This window comes from Chitinibacter sp. ZOR0017, from assembly GCF_000799095.1.
Taxonomy (GTDB): Bacteria; Pseudomonadota; Gammaproteobacteria; order Burkholderiales; family Chitinibacteraceae; genus Chitinibacter; species Chitinibacter tainanensis.
Genome location: NZ_JTLG01000017.1, coordinates 104,364 through 129,601 on the forward strand (window position 1 = coordinate 104,364; position 25,238 = coordinate 129,601).

Below are 25,238 nucleotides of genomic sequence, written 5' to 3' on the forward strand. Positions count from 1 at the left end.
GACAACATTAATCGGACAATAATACCAATGGACATGAAATCGATTTATCTGCTAATCCCGCTGGCACCGCTGGCTGGTGCGCTGATCTCCGGCCTGTTAGGCTGGGTGATTGGCCGCCGGGCAGCACACTGTGTCACCATCGCGGGCGTTGCAACTGCCTTTGGCCTATCCGCCTACGTGTTGAACTATCTGTTAAATGGCGGTGCGCCATTTAACGGTACGGTTTATACCTGGCTGACCGTAAACGGGGTTGACCTGAATGTAGGTTTCCTCGTTGATAACCTCACTGCCATGATGATGTGCGTGGTGACCTTCGTATCGCTAATGGTCCATATCTATACCATTGGCTATATGCATGAAGATCCCGGGTATCAGCGCTTCTTTAGTTATATTTCGCTGTTTACCTTCTCAATGCTGATGCTGGTCATGAGTAACAACTTTGTGCAGTTGTTCTTTGGCTGGGAAGCAGTGGGGCTGGTGTCTTATCTGCTGATTGGTTTCTGGTTCAAGCGTCCTACGGCGACTTTTGCCAACCTGAAAGCCTTCTTGGTCAATCGGGTGGGTGACTTCGGTTTCCTGTTGGGTATTGGCTTGGTACTGGCGCACTTTGGTACTTTGGATTACGCCGAAGTATTTGCAAAATTGCCAGAGCTGCAAAACGCCACCATCAGCATTATTCCTGGTACTTCATGGTCTTTGATGACTGTGACTTGTATCTTGCTGTTCATCGGTGCCATGGGTAAATCAGCTCAGTTCCCGCTGCATGTATGGCTGCCAGATTCGATGGAAGGCCCAACGCCGATCTCCGCCCTGATCCACGCGGCAACGATGGTAACGGCAGGTATCTTCATGGTATCGCGCATGTCACCAATGTTTGAGCTGTCGGAAACGGCGCTGAACTTCGTCTTGGTGATTGGTGCAATTACTGCACTGTTTATGGGTTTCTTGGGGATTATCCAGAACGACATCAAACGCGTTGTGGCGTACTCAACCCTTTCACAGCTGGGCTACATGACGGTTGCACTGGGTGCCTCGGCTTACTCGGTGGCGGTGTTCCACCTGATGACCCATGCATTCTTTAAAGCTTTGCTGTTCCTTGCGGCGGGCTCGGTCATCATGGGTATGCACCATGATCAGGACATCCGCAACATGGGTGGCTTGCGTAAGTACATGCCAATTACTTGGATTACTTCGCTGATCGGTTCGCTGGCCTTGATCGGTACGCCTTTCCTGTCAGGTTTCTACTCGAAAGACTCGATTATTCTGGCGGTAGAAGCTTCTAAACTGCCAGGCGCTGGTTTTGCGTACTTCGCCGTGATTGCCGGTGTGTTTGTGACTGCATTCTACTCGTTCCGCATGTATTTCTTGGTATTCCACGGCAAAGAGCAGTGGATGCAAAAGAAAGACGACCACCATGCACATGGCCATGATGATCATGACCACCACCACGGGCTGGGTCCGAACGACAAACCGCATGAATCACCATGGGTAGTTACACTGCCACTAGCCTTGCTGGCGATTCCATCGCTGCTGATCGGTGCCTATGCCATCGGCCCGATGCTGGCAGGTGATTTCTTCAAAAATGTGATCTTCATTAATCATGAAGCGCATGGCGCAATGGAAGTGGTTGCTGAACACGCCCATGACTGGGTGCATATGGGTCTGCATTCATTCATGACGCTGCCGTTCTGGTTGGCGCTGGGTGGTGTAGCTGCTGCTTACGTCTTCTACATGGTTAATCCGGCGATTCCTGCAGCATTTGATCGCTTCTTCACTTCAATCGGTATTAAGAAACTGATGGAAGAGAAGTACTACATGGATCACCTGTACATCAACGTCTTTGCGGCGGGTGGCCGTGCGTTGGGTACCTTGTTGTGGAAAGTGGGTGATACCCTGCTGATTGATGGTCTGGTCGTGAATGGTACTGCCAAGTTGGTGGGTCTATTTGCCAGCCTGACACGTCGCCTGCAAAGCGGCTACATCTATCACTACGCATTTGCCATGATTCTCGGCGCCTTGTTGCTGCTGACGATCTGGTTGGGTGGTGTACTGCAAGTGCAGTGATCAGTGGTTCACTGATTGCCGGATTTAATTCATTACAAGTAGGTTAACTATGACGGGTAATCTCCTCAGCCTCGCGATCTGGCTGCCAGTGGTGGCAGGCTTGGTCGTGCTCGCAACGGGTGGCGACAAAAATGCGCCTGTTGCGCGCTGGCTGGCGCTGATCGGCGCTTTGGCCTCTTTCCTTGTGACTATTCCGTTGTACACAGGGTTTGATTCATACCATGGCGGCATGCAGTTCGAAGAACTGAAGCCTTGGATCGAAGCTTTAAACATCAATTACCATCTGGGTGTCGATGGTCTGTCGATGTTCTTTGTCATCCTGAACAGCTTTACCACCCTGATGGTGGTATTGGCTGGCTGGCAAGTCATTGAAAAGCGTGTGGCGCAATACATGGCCGCATTCCTGATTATGTCGGGTCTGATTAACGGTGCGTTTGCTGCGCTGGATGCCATTCTTTTCTACGTTTTCTTCGAGGCGATGCTGATCCCGATGTATCTGATCATCGGTGTTTGGGGTGGTCCACGCCGCGTGTATGCATCGGTGAAGTTTTTCCTGTATACACTGCTCGGTTCGTTGCTGACGCTGGTTGCGTTCATCTATCTGTACTATCAGAGCGGCGGTAGCTTTGATATTGCCAGTTACCACCGTCTGCCACTGACGATGGCGGCCCAAACCTTGTTGCTGGTGGCTTTCTTCTTCGCGTTTGCGGTGAAAGTGCCCATGTGGCCAGTGCATACCTGGTTGCCTGATGCCCACGTTGAAGCACCGACTGGTGGTTCGATGGTGCTGGCGGCAATTACGCTGAAACTGGGCGCCTATGGTTTCCTGCGGTTTGCGTTGCCGATCGCTCCCGATGCTTCGCGTGAATACGCATGGGTGTTTGTCGCGCTGTCGCTCGTGGCTGTGGTGTATATCGGCATGGTGGCCTTGGTGCAAACCGATATGAAAAAGCTCGTGGCTTATTCGTCGATTTCGCATATGGGCTTTGTCACACTGGGCTTCTTTATGTTCGGTGGCGTGGCGGGTAAAGAGCTGAATGCTTGGGCGGTTGAAGGCGCTTTGGTGCAGATGATCTCTCACGGCTTTGTCTCTGCGGCGATGTTCTTCTGTATTGGGGTGATGTACGACCGCGTGCATAGCCGCAAGATCGCCGATTACGGCGGTGTGGCGAACAAAATGCCAATCTTTGCCGCCTTCATGATGTTGTTCGCTATGGCGAACTCAGGTTTGCCAGCCACTTCTGGTTTTGCGGGCGAATTCATGGTGGTGCTGGGCGCAGTTCAGGTTAATTTCTGGTACGCCGTTGCTGCTGCCACTACGCTGATCTTCGGTGCGGCTTACACCTTGTGGATGTACAAGCGCGTGATTTTTGGTGACGTAGCGAATGACAACGTGGCTGAGCTCAAAGATGTGAATGCCCGTGAATTCCTTGTCCTGGCCATTCTGGCGGTTGCGGTGTTGGGGATGGGTCTTTATCCAAAACCATTTACCGATGTGATGCACCAATCAGTGAATGATCTGATTTGGCATGTATCGCAATCGAAATTGCCACAACTTCCATAAATTTGAATACTACAAGTAGGCTAGAACCATGAATTGGACCAGTCTTAATCCTTGGGTGGCCACGCCGGAGATCTTTCTCCTGTGTGCAGTCTGCGCCATCCTCTTACTTGATCTTTTTATTAGTGATGCCAAGCGTGGTGTGACTTATGTGCTCACCTTGCTCACTTTGCTGGTAACCGGCGTACTGGTTGCCTCAGGCGTTTCGGCGCCGGCTGAGTATGGTTATAGCGAAAGCTTCTTGGTGGATCCGCTATCCAGCTATGCCAAGCTGACTATGATTGTGGGCGTGGCGCTGGTATTGGTCTACGGCCGTTCATATGCAAAGGCTCGCGGGCTATACCGGGGGGAGCTATTCACGCTGTCCATGTTCTCCCTGCTCGGGATGATGGTGATGGCCTCCTCAGTGAACTTTCTGACTCTGTATGTCGGTCTGGAACTGATGTCACTGTCGATCTACGCCATGGTGGCGCTAAACCGTGATTCAGTCGCTTCAACTGAAGCGGCGATGAAATACTTCGTGCTAGGTGCACTGGCTTCGGGGATGCTGCTGTATGGCATGTCGATGCTGTATGGTGCGACCGGTTCACTGGACGTATTTAAGGTTGCTGCGGCAATTCAGTCTGGCGCTGCCAATCAACTGCTGGTGGTGTTTGGTCTGGTATTTGTGGTGACCGGTTTGGGCTTTAAGTTTGGTGCGGTGCCATTCCATATGTGGGTGCCTGATGTTTACCAAGGCGCGCCAACCCCAATGACACAGCTCATTTCTACTGCGCCGAAAGTGGCGGTATTGGTGCTGGCACTGCGTGTACTGGCCCAAGGTCTGGAAGGCTTTGCCCCAGATTGGCGCGGTATGTTGATGATTCTGGCGGTACTGTCAATTGCGCTGGGTAACCTGACTGCAATTGCGCAAAGCAATATCAAACGTATGCTGGGTTATTCAACCATTTCGCATATGGGTTTTGTATTGCTGGGTTTGCTGGTCGCGAATGTTAATGGCTATGCAGCTTCATTCTTCTACGTAGTGAGCTACGTGCTGATGGGCGCTGCGGGCTTTGGTATTCTGATGCTGCTATCCCGCGCGGGTTTTGAAGCGGAACAAATCAACGACCTGAAAGGTCTGAACCAACGCAGCCCTTGGTTTGCACTGATGATGTTGTTTGTGATGTTCTCAATGGCAGGTATTCCGGTGTTCCTCGGTTTCTTTGCCAAGCTATCAGTGCTGAAAGAGCTGGTTAATATGCATCTGGTGTGGCTGGCGGTGTTCGCGGTGATCTTCTCGCTGATCGGTGCGTTCTACTACTTGCGGATCGTGAAAGTGATGTACTTTGATGACGCAGAAAGCCATGAGCCTTTGCAGGCTTCACTGGATGCCAAAGTCGTGCTGTCAGTAAATTGCGCACTGTTGCTGGTATTGGGCTTGATGCCAAACCAGTTGATGAGTGTGTTGATTGATGCGGTACAGCGCTCGATTGTGGTAGCAGCTTTCTAACCGGATCAAGATGCAAAATCTGTTGTTGATCGGTACATTGGCGGCTTTGGCCGCCAATTTGCCTTTTCTAAGTGAAAAAATATTCTGGGTGCGTCAGCCGCAAGATGGGCAGAAAGCGTTTGCTTGGTGCCTGCTGGAGATGGCGGTTGGTTTTTTATTAGTAGGGCTGGCGGCTCGGCTCGTTGAGGGGCAGCAGGCCATTGTGCACACACAAAACTGGCAATTCTATGCTGTGGTGCTGGCCCTGTTTGTCGTGCTGGCTTGGCCGGGCTTTGTGTGGCGGTATTTCTGGCGTCGGCCTGGATTGTAAGCTGTCCGACTTGCCAAAAGACTATGCGCCGTTTATGATTGCGCTTCTTTAGGCACGTAGCTCAGCTGGTTAGAGCACCACCTTGACATGGTGGGGGTCGTTGGTTCGAGTCCAATCGTGCCTACCAAAATTTTGAGGACAAGACATGCAACGAACGACAACAACAACCGTTTCTACTCAGAATGGTTAGCCGTTTGCAGTCTTGTTAAATGAAAGTGCGGCTAGTCCGCACTTTTTTTTTGCTTAATTCTGGCCTTTGTGGCCGCTCACCGTGTAAAGGCGGAAATCATGCCCGTAGTGACTCTTCCAGATGGCTCGCAGCGCCAATTTGAATCTGCGGTAACTATTGCTGAAGTGGCGGCCAGTATTGGTGCAGGGCTGGCACGTGCCGCGTTGGCTGGTAAGGTTGATGGTCGCTTGGTGGATACCAGCTATCTGATCGAACAAGATGTACAGCTGGCCATCGTGACGGATAAAGATGCCGACGGCTTGGAAGTGATTCGCCACTCCACGGCCCACTTATTAGCGTATGCGGTGAAACAGCTGTTTCCAACGGCACAAGTTACGATTGGCCCCGTGATCGAGAATGGCTTTTACTACGATTTTTCGTATGAGCGCCCATTTACACCAGAAGACCTGCAAGCCATTGAAAAGAAAATGCAGGAGCTGGCCAAGAAAGACATCCCCGTTGAGCGCTATGAGTTATCGCGCGATGAGGCAGTGGCTTATTTCAAAGGCATTGGTGAGCATTACAAGGCTGAGATTATTGAATCAATTCCGGCGGATCAGGTGCTGAGCTTGTACCGCGAGGGTGAATTTACTGATCTGTGTCGCGGTCCGCACGTGCCTTCGACAGGCAAGTTGAAAGTCTTCAAACTGATGAAGGTGGCAGGTGCATACTGGCGCGGGGATAGCAAGAATGAAATGCTGACCCGCGTGTACGGCACTGCTTGGGCAAAAAAAGAAGATATGGAGCAATACCTCCATATGCTGGAAGAAGCCGAAAAACGCGATCACCGTAAAATCGGCAAACAGCTAGATTTGTTTCATATGCAAGACGAAGCCCCCGGGATGGTGTTCTGGCACCCGAAAGGCTGGACTTTGTGGCAAACCATTGAGCAATACATGCGCCGCAAGCTGGGGCAGCATGGCTATGAAGAAATCCGCACCCCCATGGTGATGGATCGTACTTTGTGGGAAAAATCTGGCCACTGGGAAAACTACCGCGAAGGCATGTTTACCACCGAGTCGGAAAAACGCGACTATGCCGTGAAACCGATGAATTGCCCGGGCCATATTCAAGTGTTTAACCAAGGCTTGCGCTCGTATCGCGATTTGCCGTTGCGTTACGCCGAGTTTGGCTCTTGCCACCGTAATGAGCCATCGGGCTCACTGCATGGCATTATGCGGGTGCGTGGTTTTGTGCAAGATGATGCGCATATCTTCTGTACCGAAGAGCAGGTGCAGGCTGAGGCGGCCAAATTCATCGACCTCTTGAAAGAAGTTTATGCTGACTTTGGTTTTGATGAGATCCTGGTCAAGCTGTCGACTCGCCCAGAAAAACGAGTAGGTACCGAAGAAGCTTGGGATAAAGCTGAGGCAGCACTTGCAGCCGCGTTGCAATCCAAAGGTTTAGAGTTCGACTATCTGCCGGGGGAGGGGGCTTTCTATGGCCCGAAAATTGAGTTCACCCTTAAAGATTGTCTGGGCCGCTTGTGGCAGTGCGGCACCTTGCAGATCGATCCGAACTTGCCAGAGCGCTTGGGTGCGGAATACGTCGGTGAAGATAATGCCAAACATCGGCCAATTATGCTGCATCGCGCGGTACTGGGCTCGCTAGAGCGTTTTATTGGTATTTTGATTGAAAATCATGCTGGTGCATTCCCAACTTGGTTGGCGCCTGTGCAACTGGTGGTGATGAATATCTCTGAATCTCAGCGTGAATATGCCCAACAAGTGACCGCCCGTCTTACACAAAGCGGCGTGCGGGCAATTGCTGACTTGAGAAATGAGAAAATAACCTATAAAATTCGCGAACATAGCTTGCAACGCCTTCCTTACCAACTAATCATTGGTGACAAAGAGCGCGATGCAGGGTTGGTGGCCGTGCGTAAACGCAATGGCGAAGACTTAGGGCAAATGACCGTGGAAGCGTTAATCGCGCTGATTCAGGCCGAGTTGCCACAAGCCTAAGCCATGCCGAGGCACGGTTTTGTTTTTGAATGACTTGGAGTAAAGACAATAGCTGCTCAGGACAAAGGCCCGCGGATCAATGGTGAGATCACCGCGCGCGAAATTCGTTTACAAGGTGTGGATGGCGAACAACTCGGTATTGTTACGCTGAATCAAGCGCTTCAAATGGCTGAAGAAGCGGACGTAGATCTGGTTGAGATCGCGCCAACTGCGCAGCCACCGGTGTGCCGACTGATGGATTACGGCAAATACCGTTACGAAGAGGCCAAGAAGAAGCACGCTGCCAAGCTCAAGCAAAAACAGGTTCAGGTCAAAGAGATCAAACTGCGTCCAGGTACTGACGAAAACGACTACCAAGTTAAATTGCGTAGTGCGATTCGTTTCCTGAACGATGGTGATAAGTGCAAATTCACGCTGCGTTTCCGCGGCCGTGAAATGGCTCACCAAGAACTCGGTATGGCCCAGCTGAAACGTGTTGAAGCCGACTTGCTGGAACTGGCGACCGTTGAGCAACATCCCAAGCTGGAAGGCCGGCAAATGGTGATGATGCTGGCACCGAAGAAAAAATAACGGACTGACGACTGTGTCTGTTAAGGAAAGGGCGTAAGCCCCGACCAACAGTCGTAACATAAGCGTGGTGGCAGGTATTAAGCACTGGGTAACCAGACGCCTGTCGCCTGATCTAACAGCTCATCGGAGCAATGCAATGCCTAAGATGAAAACCAAGAGCAGCGCAAAAAAGCGCTTCAAAGTGCTTGGCAGCGGTGGTGTTAAGCGCGGTCACGCGTTCAAACGCCACATCTTGACCAAGAAAACCACTAAAACCAAGCGTCAATTGCGCGGTACCTCTATGGTCGACGCGACCAATATGGGTCACGTTCGTGCAATGTTGCCTTACGCTTAACCAAGGAGAAGAACCATGCCTCGCGTTAAACGTGGTGTAACCGCACGTGCTCGTCACAAAAAAGTATTTGCCCTCGCTAAGGGTTTCCGTGGTCGTCGTAAGAACGTCTATCGCGTCGCCAAACAGGCGGTGATGAAAGCCGGTCAATACGCATACCGTGACCGTCGTCAGAAAAAACGTCAATTCCGTCAATTGTGGATCGCGCGTATCAACGCCGCTTCACGTGAGTGCGGTCTGGCGTACAGCCGCTTCATGAACGGCCTGAAAAAGGCTGGCATCGTGGTTGACCGTAAAGTGTTGGCTGACTTGGCTGTATTCGACAAACCAGCTTTTGCTGCTTTTGTTGAAAAAGCTAAAGCTAGTCTCGCTGCCTAATCGGTTCTGCTGATGAGAAGGGAGGCTTAGCCTCCCTTTTTTAATTCCCAGCAATTCCCAGTGCCAGAGCCTGCGCTTACAATAGCGCTTTTCCTGCAGATTGCTGTGGCAACGCGGCTGCCTTTGTAGCCGTATTGCTTCAACAATTTCCATTCACCATCAAGATCGGGCGCAAAACCATGGTTGCGAACGTGCAAACGTTACTCGATGCCGGTCTGGCCGCTCTCGCAGCGACCAATGACCCGGTAGAGCTAGAAAATGTCAAAGCCCAATACATCGGTAAACAGGGCGAAATTTCCCAATTAATGAAGCAGCTGGCGAGCTTGTCTCCCGAAGAGAAGAAAACCTTCGGTGCGACAGTGAACCAGGCCAAGCAAGCCTTTGAGGCCGCTTTAACGGCCAAGCGTGATGCCATTGCTGCACAAAAGCTGGCAGCCCAGCTCGCTGCCGAGGCGCTGGATATCACTCAACCCGGGCGTGGTCACGCCACAGGTGGCCTGCATCCGGTGACGCTGGTGCAGCAGCGGATTGAAACGCTGTTTGCCAGTATGGGCTTTGCGGTAGCCGATGGCCCGGAAATCGAAAACGATTTTCATAATTTTGAAGCGCTGAATATCCCGAAAAATCACCCTGCGCGGGCGATGCAGGATACGTTCTACGTCGAAAACGCTGACGAGCCGCTCGTGCTGCGCACCCATACTTCGCCGATCCAGGTGCGCTACATGCTGGATAACCAGCCACCGATCAAAATCGTGGCGCCAGGTCGTGTATTCCGCGTTGATTCAGATGCCACTCACTCGCCGATGTTCCACCAGATGGAAGGTCTGTGGGTTGATGAAAATGTGTCGTTTGCAGATCTGAAATCGGTGATTGTCGATTTCCTGCGCCGCTTCTTTGAACGTGATGATCTGGAAGTGCGTTTCCGTCCGTCTTTCTTCCCGTTTACTGAGCCATCGGCCGAAATCGATGTGAAATGGTCGAAAGGCTGGATGGAAGTGGGCGGCTGCGGCATGGTGCACCCCAACGTGCTGAAAAACGTGAATATCGATCCGGAAAAATACACCGGTTTCGCGTTTGGGATTGGCCTGGACCGCTTTGCGATGCTGTATTACGGCGTGAATGATCTGCGCTTGTTCTTCGAGAACGACCTGTCATTCCTGTCCCAATTCAAATGAGCCGTGCAAAATGAAATTCTCTGAACTGTGGTTACGCAGCTGGGTGAACCCCGCAATCAACTCGGATGAATTGTCGCACTTGCTGACAATGGCCGGGCTGGAAGTAGAAGAAAACGAGCCTGCCGCACCGGAATTTACCTCGGTGGTCATCGCCGAAGTGCTGTCGGTGACTAAGCACCCTGATGCCGATCGACTGAATGTGTGTTCGGTTAATGTCGGCGAAGCCGAGCCGTTGCAGATCGTCTGCGGTGCGCCTAATGTGGCCGCCGGCCTGAAAGTGCCGTGTGCCCGGGTGGGGGCGGTGCTGCCAGGCGACTTTAAAATCAAGCAAGCCAAAGTCCGTGGCATCGAATCATCGGGCATGTTGTGCTCAGGTGACGAGCTGGGTATGCCATCCGATGTCGATGGCCTGCTGATTTTGCCGGCCGATGCGCCAGTGGGTACTCCTTTGCGCGATTATATGACGCTGGATGATCGCCTGATGACCCTCAAGCTCACGCCTAATCGTTGCGACTGTTTGTCAATCCGCGGTCTGGCCCGCGAAGTGGCTGCGCTAACCAAAGCGCCTCTGCACGCCGTCGATACGCCGGCGGTGGCGGTAACGAGCACGCTACAGCGCCAAGTGAAACTTGATGCGGGTGATGCCTGCCCCCGGTATGCTGGCCGAGTCATTGCTGGCGTTAATCAAGCGGCGCATACCCCTGATTGGATGAAGCAGCGCCTCGAGCGTTGTGGCGTGCGTCCGATTTCTGCGATTGTCGACGTGACCAACTATGTGCTGCTCGAGCTTGGGCAGCCGATGCATGCTTTTGATCTGACTAAGCTGGAAGGCGACATTCAGGTGCGCTTTGCCAAAGCGGGCGAGCAGATCAAGCTGCTGAACGACAAAGAACTGGCCCTCACCGATGATCTGTTGGTGATCGCAGATGAGGTAAAACCGGTGGCCTTGGCCGGGATTATGGGCGGTGCGGACTCGAGCGTCGAAGCCGGTTGTACCGATATCTTCCTTGAGTCGGCCTTCTTTGCGCCCAATGTGATCGCCGGTAAAGGCCGTCGCTTTGGTTTCTCGTCGGATTCGAGCCATCGCTTTGAGCGTGGTGTGGATTTTGGCTATGTGCGTGAAGCGCTGGAGCGCGCCACGGCCTTGATTATTGATATTTGCGGTGGCGCTGCCGGCCCGATTACCGAGGCCTTGGCAGAATTGCCAGCGCGCCCAGCTGTGGCCTTGCGCGTATCCCGCGTGGCCAAAGTTCTGGGCGTCCAGCTACCAGCGGCGGAAATCTTAGATTTGTTGCTTGGGCTGGGCCTGCGTAGCAGCTTGGCGGGCGATGTGATTACCGTGACGCCACCATCGTATCGCTTTGATATCGAAATCGAAGAAGACCTGATCGAAGAAGTGGCGCGGGTTTACGGTTACGATCGGATTCCGGTGGCGGCATCTAACGCCAAAATGGCGATGTTGCCGCAAGCAGGGCATCTGCGTAGCAAACACAGCCTGAAGCAAATTCTGGCGGGTCGTGGCTACCAAGAAGCGATCAATTACGCCTTTGTGGAAGCGCAGTGGGAAGCCGATTTTGCCGCCAATGCCGCACCAATCAAACTGATTAACCCCATCGCCAGCCAGATGAGCGTGATGCGCTCAACGCTGCTGGGGGGGCTGATTGCCGGCCTGCAACACAATATCAATCGCAAGCAAGACCGCGTGCGCCTGTTTGAGCTGGCCCGCGTGTTTAATGGCCTGACCGCCGACACTCAGCCGGAAAAAATCGCCGCCCTGGCATGGGGTGGGCGTTTTGCCGAGCAGTGGGGCGCGGGTAAAGAGCGAGTCGATTTCTTTGACGTAAAAGCCGACGTGGAAGCGCTGCTGGCGCCGCGTGTGGCCGAATTCCGCCGCGCCAATCATCCGGCCCTGCACCCGGGCCGCTGTGCCGAGGTGGTGCTGAACGGGCAGGTGATCGGCGTGCTGGGCGAATTGCATCCACAGTGGGTGCAGCAATATAGCCTGGTGCATGCGCCGGTGGTGTTTGAGCTGGATGTGGCCGCGCTCACACAAGTCGATAAATTGAAAGCCAGCGCAGTGTCAAAATTTCAGCCAGTGCGCCGTGATTTGGCCCTGCTGATGGATGAAGCCGTAACGGTGGCGGAGCTGAAAGCGGCTTTTGCCAGCGCCAAGCAAGCCATCGTGGCCGAAGTGGAAGTCTTTGACGTCTATCGCGGCAAAGGCTTGCCAGAAGGGAAAAAGAGCCTTGCATTCAAAGTGTTATTGCAAGATACTCACAAAACTTTAACTGATGAAGAAGTCGATGCTGCCATGACAGCATTGCTGAAGAAGGCAGAGAAATGCGGCGCGATCTTGAGAACATAATGCAATACGAAGCCCCTACCCTCACGCTGACCAAGGCCGATCTGGCCGATATGCTGTTTGACAAAGTAGGTTTGAACAAACGGGAAGCCAAAGACATGGTCGAGGCTTTTTTCGATGAAATCCGCAATGCCCTCGCGGAAGGTGATTCGGTGAAATTGTCGGGTTTCGGCAATTTCCAGCTGCGTGAAAAACCGCAGCGCCCGGGCCGCAATCCAAAAACCGGGGAAGAGATTCCGATTTCAGCCCGTCGCGTGGTGACCTTCCACGCCAGCCAGAAACTCAAAGGAATGGTTGAAGTTCACTATGCAAAACTCCAGCAGCGTTATTCCAACCAGTGATTTGCCGCCGATTCCTGCCAAACGCTACTTCACCATCGGTGAAGTCAGCGATTTGTGCGGGGTGAAGCCGCATGTACTGCGCTACTGGGAGCAGGAGTTTACCCAGCTTAAGCCGGTGAAACGGCGCGGCAACCGCCGCTACTACCAGCATCATGAAGTTTTGCTGGTGCGGCGGATTCGTTCGCTGCTGTATGAGCAGGGCTTTACCATCAGCGGGGCACGGAATCAGCTGGGCACTTTACTCAGCGAGGCCGACCACGCGGGTAATGGCGAAATTTCTCTCACCGAAATCCGCCACGAAATCGAAGACCTGCTGGCCTGGCTGGAAGATTAAACGGCCAGCTTAGCTCAGAGGCCAATGCCGCGGCATTGGCCTTTTTCTTGGCCGAACCACCCGCGCAAGCAGGTAAAATAACGGCAACCTATACGCAGAGAACAGCATGCGGCAGATTTTTCTCGATACTGAAACCACTGGTTTGCGGGTGGAAGATGGCAACCGGATTCTAGAAATCGCAGCGGTTGAAATGATCGATCGCAAGCTCTCGCCCGCCGAGCGGCATTTGCATCGCTATATCAACCCGGAACGCGATTCGGAAGAGGGCGCGCTGAATGTCCACGGCTTAAGCACCGAATTTTTGCGCGATAAGCCCAAATTCGAGCAGATCGTCGATGAATTTCTGGCGTTTGTCACCGATGCCGAGCTGATTATTCATAACGCCCCGTTTGACGTGGGCTACCTGAATATGGAGCTGGGCCGCTTGGGTCGCGGCAAGATTCAAGATTACGTCGCCAAGATTACTGACACACTAGCCATGGCCAAAGACCTGTGGCCGGGCAAGCGCAATAGCCTTGATGCCCTCTGCGATCGCTACGAAGTCGATCGCTCGGGGCGGACTTTGCACGGCGCGCTGATCGACTGCGAGCTCTTGGCCGAAGTGTATATGGCGATGACCCGCGGGCAAGATAGCCTGCTGATCGACTTTGCCCCCAGTGTGGAAGAAGCCGCCAGCAACGCCGCCCGCCGTAGCGCCCGCGCGCCGCTCAAATTAGCCAGCATCAATGCCGAAGATCTGGCCGCCCATCAGGCCTATTTGGCTGAACTTGATAAAATCGTCAAAGGTGATTGCCTGTGGCGTACCTATGATCCGCTGCCGCCTGCGAGCGATGCAGGTGAGGCGGCCTAAATGAGCGTTTGCATGAATAGCACCGAACTCAAAGCCGCCGCGCAGCAAGCGTGGGAAGACGATGATCTGGCCCAAGCCGAACAGCATTTTCTGGCGGCGCTGGCCATCGACGAGCAGGACGCTGGCGCGCATTATGAGCTGGCCCTGCTGTATAAAAACATGGAGCCCAGTAATTGGGCCAAAGCCCAACAGCACAATGCCCGTGCGCTGGCGCTGAACCCCGGCGACGAAGCCGCTGCTTGGAATCTCGGCCTCGCCGCCACCGCCAACCGCGATTGGGCCACGGCCGCTGCCGCCTGGACCGCCTTTGGCGAGCCCGCCACGGCCGCGCAACTGGCGCAAGCGCAGCCCGGCGCCGAAATCGCCATTCGCATCCGGCTAGATAAACAGCAAGAAGTTATCTTCGCCCATCGCCTCGACCCTGCCCGTGCGCTGATCACCGGTATTCCGCTGCCCGATCTGGGCATCGGTCATGGCGACATCCTGTTGCTCGATGCCGTACCGCGTGGTGCGCGGGAGAAAAACGGCATCAGCTATCCGGTATATGAAGTGCTTGAACGTTGGCAAGCAGGTACCCCTGCCACGTATGTGTTGGAAGCTGAAGTGCCTGATGAAGCTGCGCAAGATACCCTCTTTAAGCTCGCGGCTGAGCATCAGCTGCCTGTGGCGGACTTTGATTTCAACGTTGCTAGCGAAGCCCCGAAATGGCTGGTGGTGCGCCAATACGGCGTCGCCGCCGATGAAGATCAGCCTGTGGCCGATCTGATCGCGGCATGGCTCACCGCGCGAAGCGATGTGATTATTCGCGATGTGTATGTGGCTTATCCGGAAGAGTAAAACCGAGGCTAAGCAGGCTGGATTGGGTGTTTGCCAAATTTAGCCTATTCAAGCTCCGCCACAGCCGCATACCTGGATTGACTGCGGGTCTTCGGTGTTAGGGAGCTTTGCTTTAGCCTACTTGCTCGCCTAGGCGGGCTCAATTGACGAATGTGTTGCCATCCACGATGAAAAAGATTGCCCTTGTACCCGCCGCCGGTAGCGGCAGCCGCATGGCCAGTGCCACACCGAAACAATATCTTGATCTACTCGGCCAGCCGCTGATCGCGCACACGCTGCGTGCCTTGCTTGGCGCGGCGCAGATTGATCAGGTGGTCGTCGTGATTTCGCCCGAAGATGAATGGTGGGGCAGCTATGACTGGGCGGCTTTGCTCGGTAGCCTAGAGCGCCTGCAGGTGTTGCGCGTTGGTGGCGCGAGCCGCGCCGAGTCGGTGTTGAATGGCCTGGCCGCAATCGATGCAGCGGAAGAGAGCTGGGTGCTGGTGCACGACGCCGCACGGCCTTGTCTAACCAGCGCGCAGGTGGATAGCATGATTACCCAGCTGGAGTATGATCCGGTAGGCGGCATTTTAGCTGTGCCTGTGGCTGATACCCTGAAGATTGCAGCGGCCGAGCAGCGCATTAACCGCACCACACCGCGCGATGGCCTGTGGCAAGCGCAAACCCCACAGATGTTCCGGCACGGTGAATTACTGGCCGCGCTGCAAGACGCCTTGCCCAATCACGTGGCGGAGATCACCGACGAAGCCAGCGCCCTCGAACGACTTGGTAAATCACCCAAACTGATTATGGGCAGCCCGTGGAATTTGAAAGTGACTTATCCGCAGGATTTAGAATTGGCGAGTTTATTGTTGCAGCGCTAAAGCCTTCATCTCATTTCGTCCTTAATCAGGAGCACAACCATGTTGCGTCGTAGTTTATGCTTGGCCGTATTTTTACTTGCCCCAACCCTGAGCTGGGCGGGTGCTTATGCCGATGATTTGCAGCGCTGCATGGTGAATTCAACCACGGCTGCAGATAAAAATGCCTTGGTGAAGTGGATGTTCGTCGAGTTTGCTGAGCATCCAAGTTTGGCCGAATTTCGCGTCGTCGAGGCTGCGACAAAAGTGCAGATCGAGAAAAATATGGCCGTAATCTTGCAACGTTTGTTAGTCGATCAATGCGCCAAGCAAGCTCGAGCTGCAATGCAAAATGAGGGCATGCTGGGTTATACCAGCGCTTTTCGCGCACTGGGCGAGGCGGCAGGCATGAGCCTGATGCAAGATCCGAAGGTGGCCAAAGGGATGCAAAGTTTTGTGCAGTATGTTGATTTGGCTAAAGTACAGGCGGCCTTACAGGCGCCGACTGAGTAAGCAGAGCCAAACAGCTCGCGTCGCTCGTTCGGCAATCGCAAATTAATGAGGATGACGTTTGATGGCATTACCATTTCGTATCGGCCAAGGCTGGGATGTGCACCGTATGGTGCTGGAGTGCCCGTTAATACTGGGCGGCGTGCATATACCCTATGAAAAAGGCCTGCTTGGCCATTCAGATGCCGATGCCTTGTTGCACGCGATTACCGATGCGGTGCTGGGGGGCGCGGGCTTGGGCGATATTGGCCGGCATTTTCCTGATACCGCGCTGGAATTCAAAGGCGCAGATAGCCGCGTCTTGCTGCGTGAGGCGGTACGCCGGGTACACGAGGCGGGCTGGCAAGTGGGAAATGTGGATGCCTCTATCCTGATTCAACAGCCGAAAATGGCACCGCATATCCCGGCTATGGTGGCGAATATTGCCGCTGATTTGGGCATCGAAGCTGCTTGCGTGAATGTCAAAGCCAAAACCTACGAAAAGCTCGGCCCAGTCGGGCAGGGCGAGGCGGTTGAGGCTCAGGCGGTGGCCTTACTATTGCCCATAGGGTCTTAAGCCACAGACTTTGGGGCAAATACAAAAGCCCGGTTATGCCGGGCTTTTGCGTGCGGGGATTTAACCGCGTTGCTTGCGTCGTGCCATCGCTAAGCTAAGTAGGCCAAGCCCCATCAGTGAATAAGTTTCAGGTTCTGGTACCGGAGCTACGCCTTGTAATTGCACTGCGTCGATTTCTTCCCAGGCATTAAGATTGTGGTTGGTGTTGACATGAATTTTCAGTGCATGGGTCAGAAAGCTGGTTGCTTGCCAGCTGGTACGAAAATCGACTACCTGACCGGGTTGACTAGTGTCGATACCCTGCCAAACGGTATGCAATTGGCCCTGGGCATCTAGGGCGTCAATTTGCGTTACGAATCCGTTACCATAGGTCTCCCTGATCAGGGCGCCAACAGAGTGCACGGGATTTGCAAAGCCAAGGGTAATAAACTCCATGCCGTTGTTTTTGTTAAGGGTTGCCCAAGCCGTGCCGATATCGCCATAGCTATTGGTATTGGGCGCACCTAGTGCCTGGGCCGCTGACCAGTTATTAGTGCCGTACTGCGAGCTGAAGCCAACTACTTGTGTGGCCCATTGTTCTACAACGGTGGCTTGAGCTGGGCTACTGATTAGCAAGGTAGCTGCGATAGCGCTCAACAGTGGTTTGATCATATGCAAATCTCGAATTCGATGACAGAAATGCGCAGAGCATATGACAGATATTACACTTTGAGCAAGGCTAGTTTGGGGTGGGTGTAACTGTGGTCATAGTTCGACCATGACACCCGAAACAAACGCCCGAGGCAAGCTCGGGCGCAAGTGGGTGTTGATCTTGTTGTTATGGGGAATGCGCGCTTCCTTCTGACTTAGAAGCGGTGGTTCAGGCGTAGGCCCACTTCGGTGCGGTCGCCATCCTGATTGTCGGCATTGTGGCGATACACAGCGTTAAAGCGCACGCGGGTGTATTTATCCATTTTCCGGCTGTAGCCGAATTCCAGATCCGTTTCGGTGGCGGGCGATTGCAGATCGACCGCATAGCGTTGATGGCTGATCGCGCCGGTTTCCATATCCACAATCGGTAGTTGCAGATTCATTTGCCCAGACAGCACGCGCAGCGGCTGGCTCACGGCAAAGCCCAGCGCATCGTGCTCGTGCAGCAGCGCTTGCTGATACCAGCCTAAGCTCCAGCCGGCCGTGGTGGTTTGGCTATCGCCCACCAGCCCTTGGCCGGCGCTACGGGTGTTACCCAGATTAAATTGCGCCATTAGCTGGCTTTTCGCGCTGAGTGGTAATAGGCCGGTGACAGTGGTATAGAGCGTGTTGCTGCGATCAAAATCCAGCGCGCCAGTTTGCGTGCCGCTGGCGCCAAGCAGGCTGCCTTGCTCGATCAATTGCCCCACGCCGAGTTTGATTTCACCGGCACCGAGTTTCTGGCTAAATTCGGCGGCCCAGCCGTTTTGTTGCAGCTGATTGCGCAGTGGCTGATTCGGGTCGGCGGCCAGATCGGTGCTATTGAGCAAGGCAAAGCGGATTTGCTGATTAGCATTGAATTGATAACCCAAGCCCATATAGCTCAGCGCTTGTTCATTCAGATTAAAGTAGGGGTTGCTAAAGCGGGTGGTGAGCGGTAGCTCGCCCAGCTCGGCGCCGATGCCCATGAAATGCTCGATCATGCCTTGATTACCGGTGGCGATGGTGGTGCGGTCATCCAGCTTGTGAATCAGGTTGTAGCTACCCACCACGGTATTGCCTTCGCGCTCGGTCAGGCTGTATTGCAGCCGGGTATTGGGCGTGCGCTGTTCCAGCATGCCGAGCTGGCGATCCATCTGGCTGAACATTTCGTTTAAACCGCCGCTGTTGCGCTGGCTGGTGAGGCTGCCCATATCGTAGCTGTAGGCGCGGCCAAAATCGTCGGTGGCGGTGAGCGCCACGCCACCAAAGGCTTTGCTTTGCACCAGTTTATTGGTGCTCAGGGCCAGCGGAGCCAATGCATAATAGCCGGCGTTGTACACGGCGACTTTCGGTGCGCCAACGGGTTGCAAAGCGCGCTCGGCGTTCACCAGGCCCCAGCCATACACCACATCGGGGGTGCCGGCGGCTGAGGTGCCGAGTTTATCGGCGGTTTTGAAGATAATGCTGGCGACTTGGTTGGCGCTCAGATACATCCAGCGGCTATAAATGTCGGCAGCCAGGCCAGTCACCACCGGGGCGGCCATTGAGGTGCCCGACATATAGGCATAGCGGTTGGCGGTGTAGGTGGAAGCGATATTCACCCCCGGCGCCACGACATAAAAGTAACGGGTGTCGCCCGCGCGATTGGAAAAGCTGGCGATTTGATTATTGCTATCGACTGCGCCAACCACAATCATTTGCCCTTTAGCCCAGGCTTCTTTGGCGTAGCGGGCCGGCCACTCGGGGTTGGCGAGGCCGCTGTTGCCAGCCGCGACGACCACGAGTTTACCGGCGTTCACAACTTGTTGGATTCCGCTAGCGCCAAAAGGCCCTGGTGCACCTAGGCTAAGGTTCAGTACTTTGGCCGATGATTTGGCCGCAAAATTCATCCCGGCAGTAAAGCTGGCTTCGCTGCCCGAGCCGGCGACATTTAGCACTTTAATTGGGATCAGTTTTACATCGGGCGCACCGCCCACCACCATGCTGCCGTCGGCGGCTGCGCCGATAATGCCGGCCACATGGGTGCCATGGCCATGATCATCCATGGCGGTGCGGGTGGGGGCGAAGGCGTTATAGCCGGCCAGTAGCCGCCCACGAAATTCCACATGATTGAGATCGATGCCGGTATCCACGACCGCCACATTCACGCCAGCCCCGCGCGCGCCCATCAGATAGGCGGCGTTAAGCTTAATTTTGGATTGCCACCAGTTGTAACTGTTGCGCAGTTCGCTGGGCAGGGTTTTGTTGCTTGAGATATCCTGAATCTGCACATCCAGTTCGGGCAGATTTTCTTCGGCGTGGGCAAAACCGGTGCAGAGGATGAGGAGCAATAGAGGGCGGCGCAGAACGGGCATGGGATCGACTCCTGTGCAGTGCGTTTTCAATATTAGCGATTGCTAATTTATGCCTGCACTATGCCAATGGCAAATGCTTCCTGACAGCCGGTCTTTCTTTCTTACAGATTCAGCTGCAGGTAGTTTTACCCCGCGCTCAAGCGTGATGGGTTTGTATTAAATTGGGGTATGTCTATGAATTCATTATCAAAAATAGCTTTGGCAGCAATACTTGTGGTGGGTATGTTGTTGGCGCAGGCGCAAAGCCTGCTGACCTACCCGCCACGTCATCAGTTGGCCACCGATCTAGCGCCGCAGCTGCAAGCCGTGCTGCCACAGGCCACCGTGCGGGCGTTTAATGGCCAGCTGATTATCAGCGCGCCGGATGAATCCACGCTAACGCAGGCGCGGCAATTGCTGCAGGCACTGGATCAGCGCAGCAAAATGCTGCGCATCAGCGTGCGCCAGAGCGAGCTGAGCGCCACCCGCCAATGGCAGGTGGGGGTGGATGGCGTCTTGCGCTGGCCGGGCGAGAGCGAGCTGAGTTTGAATGCCAATGCCGAGCAAAACCGCCAGCAGCGCAATCTGGAGCAAACCCTTAGTGTGGTCGAGGGTGGTGAGGCGATGATTAGCCTTGGGCTGCAGCGCTTTATCCCGCAGCTTACTTTTCGCTATCGCCCCGGCTATCAGGTGCAAAGTTATGGCGGGCAATGGCAAAGCGTAGATAACGGTTTTTATGCGCAAGCACACACGCTAGGCGAGCGGGTGCGGGTGCGTTTGCACCCATATAGCGCGACCATTGGCCGCGATGGCGTGGTGCAACAGCAGCAAGCCTATAGCGAGGTGGAAGGGCGTTTGAGTGAATGGCTGCCGGTGGGGGAAACCCGGCAGGAGGCCAGCTCCGACCGGCGGCGGATTAATGGTGTCGATCAGCAGGAAACCCAGGCTAGCTACGTGATCTGGCTGAAGGTTGAAGTGGCTAACGCTAATTAATGCCGCGCCAGAAAATCGAGCACGGCGGCTTCCTGCACGGCGTAAAACGGATTATGCCGCAGCCGCAACAGCTGATTGCCATTCACTTTGAGTACGCCGCGCTCACCCTGTAGCAGCTGCACCAGATATTGCCCACTTTGCAGCTGCGCCGCATCGGGTATCCCGACCACCGGATCATTCGGCGCAAACGGCAGCGCCACATGCGAGAGGGCATACAGCTGCGCGGGCCAGCTGACATTCAGTGGCGTGCGGCTCACCGGCCCCGCGCCCTGCCGGCTTTCCCGCCACAGCTGCTGCGCGGTGGGAGCGCTGCGATTGCTGATTAACACGCGCAGGTAGGGCTTGGCGCTGGGATGGTCAAACCAATTGAGCGCCCATTGCGCGCGGGGCAGATTCAGCAAGGGCTGAAACGGCTGATAACGGTTGAGATCATAAACCCACAGCTGATGCGGCCCGGCGGGCAGCCGTTCAAACAAAATACTGGCCACGGGCGCTGCCAGCACGGTGTCATCCACGCTTGTCAGATACGCCTGTGTGGGGGGCCAGCCTTGTAAATCTTGCCCCGCCAGCCCGCTTTGCACCCGGCGGGTGAGCTCATCAATCTGCACGGCGGCGTTAAACGGAAACGAGTTGTACTTGTAGGGGTCGTATTCGGGGGCCAGCTCGCTCCAGGCGGCGGCGCCAATGCCACTCAGTGGGGCCAGCAGGCGGGCATACTTGGCGTAGCCCGCGCTTTGCGTCACCGCAAGTGCCGGGGAGATTAAGGTCAGGCTGGCGATCGGGGGCAGCGCTTCGCCAGCCAGTCGCGCCAGTTGATATTCACAGCCCAGCGTAGCGCCAGTGGAATAGCCGATGTAATCAATCCGGCTATGCCGCCGCGCCAGATCGCGCATGGCCAGGCGCACCGCAGCGGCGGCATCTTGCCAGCGCAAGCGAGTCAGCGCTCCGGGTACCGTGCCATGCCCGGGCAGACGCAGCCCCACCACGGTATACCCGCGCGCCTGCAAGCTCAGCCCCAGCGCGCGCAGGCTAAACGGGGAATCGGATAACCCATGCACCAGCAAGGCCGCCGGCCCGCCGGGGCGACCGGGTAAGATAAAGGTGCGATTCCAGTTGTGCTGATAATCCAGCGGATTGCTGATGCTGCCGCGCACATAGCGGCTAATGGCGCCCGGCTGCGGTGCTAGCTCGGCATGCTGGCGAATTTCGGCTAGTAGTTGCTGTTCTTGTTGCTGATACTCGGCCAGGGTATCAATGGCCGAGTCTTGTTTATACTCGTGTTCTGGCACATACGTATGCCAGGGCTGCAAATCCGGCAGCTGATATAGCCACCAGCCCAAGCCGCCCAGCAAAGGCAGGCAAATACCGAGGGCGAGATAAGTCAAACGCAGGAACAGGGCGCGACGCAGCATGACAGGGCCGAGGCAAAGTAAAAACGCATCATACGATAGCCTTGCGCTAGCCGACAGCTGCGCCGTAGCCACGGCGCGCAACTGCGACAGCGCCAGCGTAGGTTGAGCTTAACGAGTGCGTGCTGAGTGCGGAGTGGAGGGATTAATCCGCCAGCGGCCACGGCGCGCCAGTGAGGCCATGCAGGCTGGCGAGACCCGCTTCCCAGCGTAAATAGCCGCCTGCGCCGGCATGCCAGTCGGGCAATACCCAGCGAGTACCTGCGGGGTATGTGTGTCGGGCCGGCTTGTGGGTGTGGCCGTGAATCATTACCCGGGTGGTGTATGCCTGCAGGGCAGCTGTAATCGCGGCCGGGTTGACATCCATGATGTCGGCGCTTTTCACCCGATTCATCTGCTGTGAGCGGGCACGTAGTTTAGCCGCCTGCTGATCACGCCAGCGCCGTGGCGTATGGAGCCACAGCCAATGCACAAGCCGGTTGCGCGCCAGACGGCGATAGCGTTGGTAGGCGACATCGTCGGTGCAATAGGCATCGCCATGCGCGAGCAAAATGCGCTCGCCATCCAGTTCAATCAGGGTTGGGTCGGGCAATATCTGTACGCCACTGGCAGCGGCAAAGCGCGGCCCGGGCAGAAAATCGCGATTGCCGGGCATGAAATACACCGCCACGCCTTGCGCGACCAAAGCCAGTAAATCGGCGGCAATCGCCGCATCAAATGGATCGCTGAGCTGATCGTCGCCCAGCCAGTATTCAAACAGATCGCCCAAGATATACAGCGCTGCAGCCTGCGTCGCGGTGGTGCGCAAGAAGGTCTGCCAGGCCGCAACGGTGGCCGGGTCGGCGGGGCTGAGGTGCAGATCGGAGATAAACAGCGTGGGGCGGGTCATGGCGGTGGGCAATGAAAAAGCGCGGCGAACCGCGCATCGCTTCAGATTGATGACAAGCCCCACTCGTGACCAACCTCACTCGCGAAGCGAGGCTCCCCTCAAGGAGGGGACGGGAGGGGTGGGAAAAGAACATCAAGGCTACAGATTCAAAGCCTTATTTCCTCGGCTCGGCTTTGCCGAGACGTGATGGAGATTGTTCTTTCATATTGTCCGCAGCCTGAAACGCGGCGAACCGCGCTTGGATCAGGCTAGGTGAGCTTAAGCCAGCACTTCGGCTTTCAGGATCACCACGTCTTCTTTCGGTACATCTTGGTGGAAGCCATTGCTGCCGGTTTTCACTTTTTCGATCGCATCCACGATGTCTTGGCCTTCGGTCACCACGCCAAACACGGCGTAGCCCCAGCCTTGGGCGGTTTTGCTGCGGAAATTCAGAAAATCGTTATCAGCGGCATTGATAAAGAATTGCGCAGTGGCTGAATGCGGATCTGGAGTGCGCGCCATAGCGATGGTGTAGATCTCGTTTTTCAGGCCGTTATCGGCTTCGTTTTGAATGCTGGCGCGTTTGTCTTTTTTCTCTTTCATGCCTGGCTCAAAACCGCCGCCCTGAATCATGAAACCTTCAATCACGCGGTGAAAAATGGTGCCATCGTAGTGGCCGTCAGTCACGTAATGCAGGAAGTTTTCGACGGTGATTGGCGCTTTTTCTGCGTTCAGCTCCAGTACGATGTCACCTTTGCTGGTCGTCAGTTTTACTTTGCTCATCAGATTACTCCTTGGTCGATGTCGAACCGCGATGCGGCTGGATGTTGCTTTGGTTTTATTTGGCTTTGCTCGCCTTGCTGGCGGCTTTTTCGGCTTTGGCTGGTAATTCGCGGGCGCTGGTCACTACGATATTTTCCACCGGCTGATCGCCCGGTTTGGTCGGCGCTTTGGCAATCTGATCCACGACATCCATGCCGCTCACCACTTTGCCAAATACGGTGTAGCCCCATTTATCAAAAGAAGGATAGTTCAGATTGTCGTTATCGTTCAGATTGATATAAAACTGGCTGGTGGCCGAATGCGGGTTGGCGGTGCGGGCCATGGCCAAGGTGCCGCGATCATTTTTCAGGCCTTTTTCCAGCGCTTGTTTGGCTTCGTTTTCGACTGGCTGTTTGGTGGGTTTTTGTTCCATTTCGGCGGTGTAGCCGCCGCCTTGCACCACAAAACCATTAATCACGCGGTGAAAAATTGTGCCGTCGTAGTGTTTGCTTTTTACATATTGCAGAAAATTCGCCACCGATTTCGGTGCGGCTTCCGGGTACAGTTCCAGCACAATTTTGCCCTTGCTGGTATTGAGTTCAACTTGAGGGTTGGCGGCAGCAGCGGTCAGGCTGCAGAGGGCCAGCGTAGCGGCAAGCACAAAACGTTTCATCAGAAATCCTGCAAAACTGGGTGAATGGGCGGGAAATAATCAAACAATCATACCACGAGGGCGGTGTAGAATTGTCGGGAACAAGGAGCATGTGTGATGTTGAAATTGCCTACCGTTGACCAATTGATTGGTGAATTCGATACCGTTTTGCGTACTTTAGCGGCCCCTGCCAGCAGTGTGCGCCCGCACCCCGATCAGGGCTTGCCCGAGGCCGAGCTGAGCGCCGAGGAAAAGCGCCATGCCGCCGGCTTGATGCGAGTGAATCATTGTGGTGAAGTTTGCGCGCAGGCCTTGTATCAGGGCCAGGCGCTTACCGCCCGCAGTGATACGGCGCGTGAAGCTCTGCGGGAAGCGGCGCATGAAGAAGTTGAGCATCTGGCCTGGACTCGCCAGCGGCTGGATGAGTTGGGCAGTCACCGTAGCCTGCTCAATCCCTTGTGGTATGCCGGCTCGTTTGCCATGGGCGTTACTGCCGGGGTGATTGGTGATAAGTGGAATTTAGGCTTTCTGGCCGAAACCGAGCGCCAAGTCACCGCGCATTTGCGCAGCCATTTGGCCCAGCTGCCCGAGCAAGACGCTAAAAGCCGCGCGATTGTGACGCAGATGGCGATTGATGAAACCAGCCACGCTGAACAGGCCGTCGCGCTGGGCGCTGCCGAGCTGCCACTGCCGGTGGCCACCTTGATGACCGCTACCTCGAAAGTAATGACCACCTTGTCGTACCGCATTTAAAGGCGGCCGCCGGTGCCGGCGGCGGATTTGCGCTAGATCAGAAAGCGGCTAAAAAGCGGCATGCCAGGTGAATTTTTGGCAGCCGCGGGCCAGTAGAACGCGATATAAACGAGC

The 25,238-nt window shown here is 55.0% G+C and carries 25 protein-coding genes and 1 tRNA gene; 20 read left to right on the forward strand and 6 right to left on the reverse strand.

Translation table 11 applies throughout. The annotated features are described in order from the left end of the window. Positions 1 to 27 precede the first annotated feature (27 nt). The 18 genes from nuoL (at position 28) to ispF (ending at position 16,703) form a co-directional block, all read left to right on the forward strand. Positions 28 to 2,064, forward strand: coding sequence for an NADH-quinone oxidoreductase subunit L (gene nuoL, locus L991_RS05720; RefSeq protein ID WP_047393212.1), 2,037 nt, complete (start codon positions 28 to 30; stop codon positions 2,062 to 2,064). A gap of 49 nt (positions 2,065 to 2,113) precedes the next feature. Further along, positions 2,114 to 3,628 carry an NADH-quinone oxidoreductase subunit M gene (locus tag L991_RS05725; RefSeq protein ID WP_047393215.1) on the forward strand — a complete coding sequence of 505 codons (1,515 nt, stop codon included), beginning with the start codon at positions 2,114 to 2,116 and terminating at the stop codon, positions 3,626 to 3,628. Between the two features lie 28 nt (positions 3,629 to 3,656). Further along, complete coding sequence (gene nuoN / locus L991_RS05730) at positions 3,657 to 5,117, forward strand: NADH-quinone oxidoreductase subunit NuoN (protein WP_047393217.1); 1,461 nt, start codon at positions 3,657 to 3,659, stop codon at positions 5,115 to 5,117. Between the two features lie 37 nt (positions 5,118 to 5,154). Further along, the gene (locus L991_RS05735; protein ID WP_231550491.1) at positions 5,155 to 5,427 is read left to right on the forward strand and encodes a DUF2818 family protein; all 273 of its coding nucleotides are present in this window, start codon (positions 5,155 to 5,157) and stop codon (positions 5,425 to 5,427) included. Positions 5,428 to 5,477: 50 nt separating this feature from the next. Continuing rightward, positions 5,478 to 5,554 (forward strand) — tRNA-Val (locus L991_RS05740). A gap of 161 nt (positions 5,555 to 5,715) precedes the next feature. Then, positions 5,716 to 7,620 (forward strand): threonine--tRNA ligase, encoded by a 1,905-nt coding sequence (gene thrS, locus L991_RS05745; protein WP_047393223.1) that lies wholly within the window; start codon positions 5,716 to 5,718, stop codon positions 7,618 to 7,620. Between the two features lie 48 nt (positions 7,621 to 7,668). Further along, on the forward strand, positions 7,669 to 8,190 hold the full coding sequence (gene infC / locus L991_RS05750; protein WP_081986554.1) for a translation initiation factor IF-3: 522 nt from the start codon (positions 7,669 to 7,671) through the stop codon (positions 8,188 to 8,190). Between the two features lie 136 nt (positions 8,191 to 8,326). Then, on the forward strand, positions 8,327 to 8,524 hold the full coding sequence (rpmI, locus tag L991_RS05755) for a 50S ribosomal protein L35 (protein WP_028449167.1): 198 nt from the start codon (positions 8,327 to 8,329) through the stop codon (positions 8,522 to 8,524). A gap of 15 nt (positions 8,525 to 8,539) precedes the next feature. Further along, entirely contained in the window at positions 8,540 to 8,899 is a 360-nt protein-coding gene (rplT, locus tag L991_RS05760) for a 50S ribosomal protein L20 (RefSeq protein WP_028449168.1), read from the forward strand. Between the two features lie 179 nt (positions 8,900 to 9,078). Next, positions 9,079 to 10,074: a phenylalanine--tRNA ligase subunit alpha gene (pheS, locus tag L991_RS05765; RefSeq protein ID WP_047393470.1), complete on the forward strand. Its 996-nt coding sequence runs from the start codon at positions 9,079 to 9,081 to the stop codon at positions 10,072 to 10,074. 10 nt (positions 10,075 to 10,084) lie between these two features. After that, entirely contained in the window at positions 10,085 to 12,439 is a 2,355-nt protein-coding gene (pheT, locus tag L991_RS05770) for a phenylalanine--tRNA ligase subunit beta (protein WP_047393226.1), read from the forward strand. After that, positions 12,439 to 12,777, forward strand: a complete 339-nt coding sequence (locus L991_RS05775; RefSeq protein ID WP_034618993.1) for an integration host factor subunit alpha — start codon at positions 12,439 to 12,441, stop codon at positions 12,775 to 12,777. The genes pheT and L991_RS05775 overlap by 1 nt, the downstream gene beginning before the upstream one ends. Then, positions 12,743 to 13,111, forward strand: coding sequence for a MerR family transcriptional regulator (locus L991_RS05780; protein ID WP_051258748.1), 369 nt, complete (start codon positions 12,743 to 12,745; stop codon positions 13,109 to 13,111). The genes L991_RS05775 and L991_RS05780 overlap by 35 nt, the downstream gene beginning before the upstream one ends. 106 nt (positions 13,112 to 13,217) lie before the next feature. Next, a complete protein-coding gene (gene dnaQ / locus L991_RS05785) occupies positions 13,218 to 13,961 on the forward strand; it encodes a DNA polymerase III subunit epsilon (RefSeq protein ID WP_047393230.1) in 744 nt (247 codons plus the stop codon). Positions 13,962 to 13,973: 12 nt separating this feature from the next. Beyond that, a complete protein-coding gene (locus tag L991_RS05790; protein ID WP_047393234.1) occupies positions 13,974 to 14,798 on the forward strand; it encodes a hypothetical protein in 825 nt (274 codons plus the stop codon). A gap of 167 nt (positions 14,799 to 14,965) precedes the next feature. Next, complete coding sequence (ispD, locus tag L991_RS05795; protein ID WP_047393237.1) at positions 14,966 to 15,661, forward strand: 2-C-methyl-D-erythritol 4-phosphate cytidylyltransferase; 696 nt, start codon at positions 14,966 to 14,968, stop codon at positions 15,659 to 15,661. Between the two features lie 39 nt (positions 15,662 to 15,700). Next, positions 15,701 to 16,150, forward strand: a complete 450-nt coding sequence (locus L991_RS05800; protein WP_047393239.1) for a hypothetical protein — start codon at positions 15,701 to 15,703, stop codon at positions 16,148 to 16,150. Positions 16,151 to 16,211: 61 nt separating this feature from the next. Next, positions 16,212 to 16,703 carry a 2-C-methyl-D-erythritol 2,4-cyclodiphosphate synthase gene (gene ispF / locus L991_RS05805; protein ID WP_047393242.1) on the forward strand — a complete coding sequence of 164 codons (492 nt, stop codon included), beginning with the start codon at positions 16,212 to 16,214 and terminating at the stop codon, positions 16,701 to 16,703. Positions 16,704 to 16,763: 60 nt separating this feature from the next. Here the strand turns inward: ispF and L991_RS05810 are convergent, their stop codons facing one another. Beyond that, positions 16,764 to 17,354, reverse strand: coding sequence for a PEP-CTERM sorting domain-containing protein (locus L991_RS05810; protein WP_047393246.1), 591 nt, complete (start codon positions 17,352 to 17,354; stop codon positions 16,764 to 16,766). 194 nt (positions 17,355 to 17,548) lie between these two features. Beyond that, a complete protein-coding gene (locus tag L991_RS16405; RefSeq protein WP_052190651.1) occupies positions 17,549 to 19,708 on the reverse strand; it encodes a S8 family serine peptidase in 2,160 nt (719 codons plus the stop codon). A gap of 174 nt (positions 19,709 to 19,882) precedes the next feature. On the opposite strand from L991_RS16405, the gene L991_RS05820 reads away from it, so the two are divergent. Then, entirely contained in the window at positions 19,883 to 20,680 is a 798-nt protein-coding gene (locus L991_RS05820) for a hypothetical protein (RefSeq protein ID WP_156129002.1), read from the forward strand. Here L991_RS05820 and L991_RS05825 read toward each other — a convergent pair. The 4 genes from L991_RS05825 to L991_RS05840 form a co-directional block, all read right to left on the reverse strand. Then, positions 20,677 to 22,092, reverse strand: a complete 1,416-nt coding sequence (locus tag L991_RS05825) for a carboxylesterase (protein ID WP_047393251.1) — start codon at positions 22,090 to 22,092, stop codon at positions 20,677 to 20,679. The genes L991_RS05820 and L991_RS05825 overlap by 4 nt on opposite strands. A 142-nt stretch (positions 22,093 to 22,234) precedes the next feature. Continuing rightward, on the reverse strand, positions 22,235 to 22,978 hold the full coding sequence (locus tag L991_RS05830) for a UDP-2,3-diacylglucosamine diphosphatase (protein ID WP_047393254.1): 744 nt from the start codon (positions 22,976 to 22,978) through the stop codon (positions 22,235 to 22,237). Positions 22,979 to 23,236: 258 nt separating this feature from the next. Continuing rightward, positions 23,237 to 23,740, reverse strand: coding sequence for a peptidylprolyl isomerase (locus L991_RS05835; protein ID WP_028449182.1), 504 nt, complete (start codon positions 23,738 to 23,740; stop codon positions 23,237 to 23,239). A gap of 55 nt (positions 23,741 to 23,795) precedes the next feature. Then, positions 23,796 to 24,392, reverse strand: coding sequence for a peptidylprolyl isomerase (locus L991_RS05840; protein WP_047393256.1), 597 nt, complete (start codon positions 24,390 to 24,392; stop codon positions 23,796 to 23,798). Between the two features lie 96 nt (positions 24,393 to 24,488). On the opposite strand from L991_RS05840, the gene coq7 reads away from it, so the two are divergent. Next, entirely contained in the window at positions 24,489 to 25,124 is a 636-nt protein-coding gene (gene coq7 / locus L991_RS05845; RefSeq protein ID WP_028449184.1) for a 2-polyprenyl-3-methyl-6-methoxy-1,4-benzoquinone monooxygenase, read from the forward strand. The last annotated feature ends 114 nt before the right edge of the window (positions 25,125 to 25,238 follow it).